Raw genomic sequence first — 4,525 nt, forward strand, 5'->3', positions numbered from 1 at the left:
GGAAGCCCTCGCAATCGCAGCCGGGTCTGATTCACGGTTGAAGGCCCACCAGTCATAGCTCCATTACGCGACCGACTGGTTCGGGGTGGCGTCTGGGCGGTAGCCGAGACCGCGAGAGATCGCCATAGCGGCACGGCGGACTGCGTCTGCGAGATGCTTCTCGTCCTGCATGCCGGGTAGGGACTCATAGTCGGAAACGTTGATGGCAGCCACGATCTGGCCGCTGGCATCGCGCACGGGGGCCGCAACGCTTGCGATGCCAGCGGCAAAAGCGGAGCGATAGGAGACGTATCCCTTCTGCCGCTCCTCTTCCAGCTGTGCGTGCAGCTCTGCCACTGTCCCGGGGGTCTGTTTCGAGAACACCTCCATTTTCACTTCGCGATAGAGTGCGCGCAGGTGCTCCAGCGGCGTGTCGAACAGGAGGGCGCGGCCAATCGAGGTTGCATGGGCCGGCATCCGACCACCGATCGTTACATTGCTCCGCAAGCGGTGCTGAGACGGTGCCTTCAAGACATAGACCACCTCTGTTCGGTCCAGCACACCCATGTGGGCTGAGGCGTCCATCTGATCTCGGAGATCCTCAAGAACCGGACGAGCGACGTCAACGAGGTCGAGCGAACCAAGGTACTCGAAGCCGAGAGAGAGGACATTCAGACCGAGCTGAAATGCATTCGAGTGAGGCACGCGCCTCAAATATCCGTCCGTCTCAAGCGTGTATGTGAGCCGAAAAGCGGTGGCCCGCGATATTCCGAGCTCGCGCACGATTTGCGGAACAGTGATCACGCGGCGCGTCTTCGAAAAAAGCCTGAGAATCGCCAGACCACGTCGCAACCCCGGGACGATGTAGCGATCTTCGGTTGAATCGTCGATTGTCATAACTTGACCTAGCTAGCGCCTGGAACTCCGGTGCGAAAGCACTTGACACAGGGGTCCCGCTCGGCAGAATTGAGAAACGGCGTTTCATATACGAAACATGACCGCTCCTGGGAAGTAGTGCCGACTACCAACTCAGGGACAAATCGGAGGAGCCCCATGCCCCGTTTCACGCTTGGCGGACGCACTGCGATCTCGCGCCGCTCATTCATCAAGGCGACAACGCTTGGCACTGCTGCGGCGGCCATAGGACTGTCGACGCCCGCCATCGCCAAGAAGGCGAAGATCGTTTACTGGAGCCCCTTGGACCCTAAGGCCAACACCGCCCGCTCAGAAGGCGAGACGGCCATGATTGAGGTCTTCAGGAAGCAGCATCCTGACATTGAGGTCGAAGTTCAACCGGTACCGTGGCAGGTTATGGGCCAGCAGGTCATCCAGGCTGTGCTCTCCGGAGCCGGACCCGATCTTGCGCAGCTCTCAACGACCAATCTTCCGGATCAAGTCGGCGCCGGCACTGCCGCTCCGCTAAATGATTACGTCGCCAAAGGGTGGACTGACGAACAGAAGAATGACTTCGTTCTCCCCTGGGACAACACCGTGTATGACGGCCAGAAAATGGCCTTTTATTGGAATGCGCTGCTCAACAACGAGTTCTGGTATCTCAAGGACGAGGTCGAGGGCCAGCCGCCGACAAACTGGAACGAGCTTCCAGGATACCTCAAGCCGTTCGCCGAAAAGCACAGTAAGCCTGGATTCCTAACGGGTTTGAGTCAGCAGGGGAACGCGGTCGAGTTCACTGACTGGCTCATCCCGGCGCTCTGGGCGTCCGGCGCCGAATACGTCACGGCAGATGGCCAAGTCGGTTTTGTCAACGAGAACGGCATGCAGCCGTTCGAGTGGCTGCTCGAAATGGTCCGCAAGCACAAAATGACCCCCGAGTCGATCATCTCGCTCACACGAGACAACTTGCTCGACGCAATGAAGGGGCGCAGGGCTCTTTCGACCATTCTGACTAGCAACATCGTCTCGTCGGCCCGCGCGTCCCTTGGCAATGCGTTGGCACTTGCTCAGCAGCCGGGCCCGAACGGCCCGTGCCCGGCATTCGCAAGCGGTAAGTTCCTGATGATGACAAAGTCATGCAAGGAGCCCGAGGCGGCGGGCCTCTTTGTCGAGAGCCTGATCTCGCCCGAGGCGCAACTCGCGAACGCGAAGATCGCCAACGAGATCCCTTCACGCAAATCAGTACTGAGTGATCCTTGGTTCACCGCACCAGAGGCTGCCGATATCAAGTTTGCGCTCGACTACATGTCTTCGAGCCCGCACGTCTTCAAATATCCGAAGCGGACAGACTATCTGCAGACGCGACTTGCCCTGGCCGCACAGCAGATGATGACCGGACGTCCGGTCCGTGAAGCACTCCAGCAGGTTGCGGAAGAATGGGAAACGGCGCGCAAGGCATAGCTGCTCCGGCTGAACGATGGGCCGCTGTTCGCGGCCCATCACTGAGGAACCTGCTCAGAGGTGCGCAGCCGTATCTGCTGCTCCTGCCCGCTATGGGCTTTGTTTTCTCGATCACCATCTACCCGATCGCAAATCTATTCTATATCGCGTTCCACTCGGCGAATTACTTCCAAATTGGCGACTGGAACGGGGTCGCCAACTTCGCTCCCCTTTTCAGCGCCAGTGGCGCAAAATCCTTTCTGGCCTCCGCCACTTTCGTGATCGCATCCGATGTGCTGACGCTTGCGTTGGCACTGTTGCTTGCCGTTGTCATGGAGGCGCCACTGCGCGGCCGCGGGCTGCTGCGGACGCTGATCATGGTGCCTTGGCTGGTTTCCCAGGTGGTGACGGCCCTCCTCTGGCAGGCTCTCTTGGACGCCAACTTCGGACCGTTGACCCACTTCGCTCAATCAGCCTTTGGGTGGACGGTTGCTCCGCTCGGCGACGAGACCGGCGCGATGGCTGCGATGGTCATGGCGAACGTCTGGCGGTCCTATCCGTTTGCCCTCGTGCTGATCTTAGCGGCCATCCAATCAATTCCATCCGAACTTTATGAGGCCGCTCGGCTCGACGGAGCGTCCCGGTGGGCAGAGTTCCGTTATATTACCTTGCCGATGGTAGGTCGAACGATTGCTGTCGTTCTGATCCTTCTCACATTCGAGTACTTCACTCTCGTTACCTTGCCGTTTATCCTCACGAGCGGCGGCCCGAACGAAGCAACCTATTTACTGTCGCTTCGTATCTGGCGTGAAGCATTCACCAATTACCATTTCGGATATTCCGCAGCGACCGGCGTTGTCGTGTTTCTGCTGAACCTGGCACTGAGCGCATTCTACATCCGCCATTTCGTCCTGAAGGAGGCTGGTCGTGTTTCGCGATAAGGCATCTCTGTGGATGTACGTCATTGTCGCGCTGGCGAGCCTAGGAGCGGTGCTTCCCCTTGCTTGGCTTTTCCTCCTATCCCTCGATCCAACGCAAGGAGTTGCGGGTTCCAGTGCATCATTCTCGTTGCGGAACTACGCGGCCGTGCTGTTTGAATCCCTGATGGGACAGTATTTTCTGAATACAACGATTGTGGCAGTGTTGACTGTGATCTGCACGCTCACGTCCGCGTGCCTTGGAGCATATGCTGCCTCGCGCTTCCGCTTTCGGGGACGTGAGGCTGCTATGGTCGGCTTACTGATCGCATCCATGACGCCGGTCATAGCTGTGCTTGTGCCGCTCTATGCCTACGCAGCAAAAATCCAGATGCTGAACACTTATCAAGTGCTCATCATCGTATTCACCGCCTGGCAGCTTCCTGGCACCCTTTGGTTGCTGCGCTCGTTCCTGGACGCGATACCAGTTGAGCTCGAGGAAGCGGCGCTCGTGGATGGTTGCTCGCGGGCGGGCGCGTTCATCAGGATTGTTCTGCCGCAGCTTTTGCCAGGACTTATTGCTGCCGGCCTAATCGTTTTCGTTTACGTGTGGAACGAGTTCATCATCGCGGTAAGTCTCGCAGCCAAGCAGGACATGCGGCTCGTGTCGGTTGGGCTCTATTTCTATTTGTCGGATTTTGGCATCGAATGGGGAAAGATTGCCGCGGGTGCAATCATATCGATCGTTCCGCCTGCGATCCTCTTCTTCCTGCTTCAGCGACATTTGATCCATGGCCTTAGTGCCGGCGCTGTGAAGTAGCGGTTGCGCAGAACCCTTCTTATCCATCCACCACGGGAACGGGCAATTCATGGCCTCGGTTGAGATACGGGACGTGAGAAAAGCCTACGGGGCGACACAGGTCATCCACGGGGTTTCGGTCGACATCCAGGACGGCGAGTTCGTGATCCTGGTCGGCCCCTCGGGCTGCGGGAAATCCACCCTGCTGCGGATGATCGCCGGCCTCGAGAACATCACGGGCGGCGAGATCCGCATCGGCCCGCGGGTGGTCAACAACGTGCCCCCGAAAGAGCGCGACATCGCGATGGTGTTCCAGAACTACGCGCTCTATCCGCACATGACGGTCGCGGACAACATGGCGTTCTCGCTGAAGCTCAGGGGGGCGCCGAAGGCCGAGATCGCCACCAAGGTGAACCGCGCCGCCGAGATCCTCGGGCTCACGAAGCTCCTCGACCGCTACCCGCGCCAGCTCTCGGGCGGCCAGCGCCAGCGCGTT

Annotated in this window: 5 protein-coding genes; 4 read left to right on the forward strand and 1 reads right to left on the reverse strand. The window is 59.0% G+C overall.

Annotation, left to right across the window (positions count from 1 at the left end):
• Positions 1 to 63 precede the first annotated feature (63 nt).
• Positions 64 to 876, reverse strand: a complete 813-nt coding sequence (locus BN1233_RS28300; RefSeq protein WP_046867007.1) for an IclR family transcriptional regulator — start codon at positions 874 to 876, stop codon at positions 64 to 66.
• A gap of 156 nt (positions 877 to 1,032) precedes the next feature.
• On the opposite strand from BN1233_RS28300, the gene BN1233_RS28305 reads away from it, so the two are divergent.
• From BN1233_RS28305 to BN1233_RS28320, 4 genes are all read left to right on the forward strand, one after another.
• Entirely contained in the window at positions 1,033 to 2,334 is a 1,302-nt protein-coding gene (locus BN1233_RS28305; RefSeq protein WP_046867008.1) for an extracellular solute-binding protein, read from the forward strand.
• Positions 2,310 to 3,254, forward strand: coding sequence for a carbohydrate ABC transporter permease (locus tag BN1233_RS28310; RefSeq protein ID WP_082145703.1), 945 nt, complete (start codon positions 2,310 to 2,312; stop codon positions 3,252 to 3,254). The genes BN1233_RS28305 and BN1233_RS28310 overlap by 25 nt, the downstream gene beginning before the upstream one ends.
• Positions 3,241 to 4,050: a carbohydrate ABC transporter permease gene (locus tag BN1233_RS28315; protein ID WP_147707609.1), complete on the forward strand. Its 810-nt coding sequence runs from the start codon at positions 3,241 to 3,243 to the stop codon at positions 4,048 to 4,050. Before BN1233_RS28310 ends, BN1233_RS28315 begins: the two co-directional genes overlap by 14 nt.
• Positions 4,051 to 4,099: 49 nt before the next feature.
• A partial coding sequence (locus BN1233_RS28320; protein ID WP_046864883.1) for an ABC transporter ATP-binding protein occupies positions 4,100 to 4,525 on the forward strand: 426 nt, incomplete at its 3' end.

The organism is Microvirga massiliensis, assembly GCF_001006805.1.
Taxonomy (GTDB): domain Bacteria; phylum Pseudomonadota; class Alphaproteobacteria; order Rhizobiales; family Beijerinckiaceae; genus Microvirga; species Microvirga massiliensis.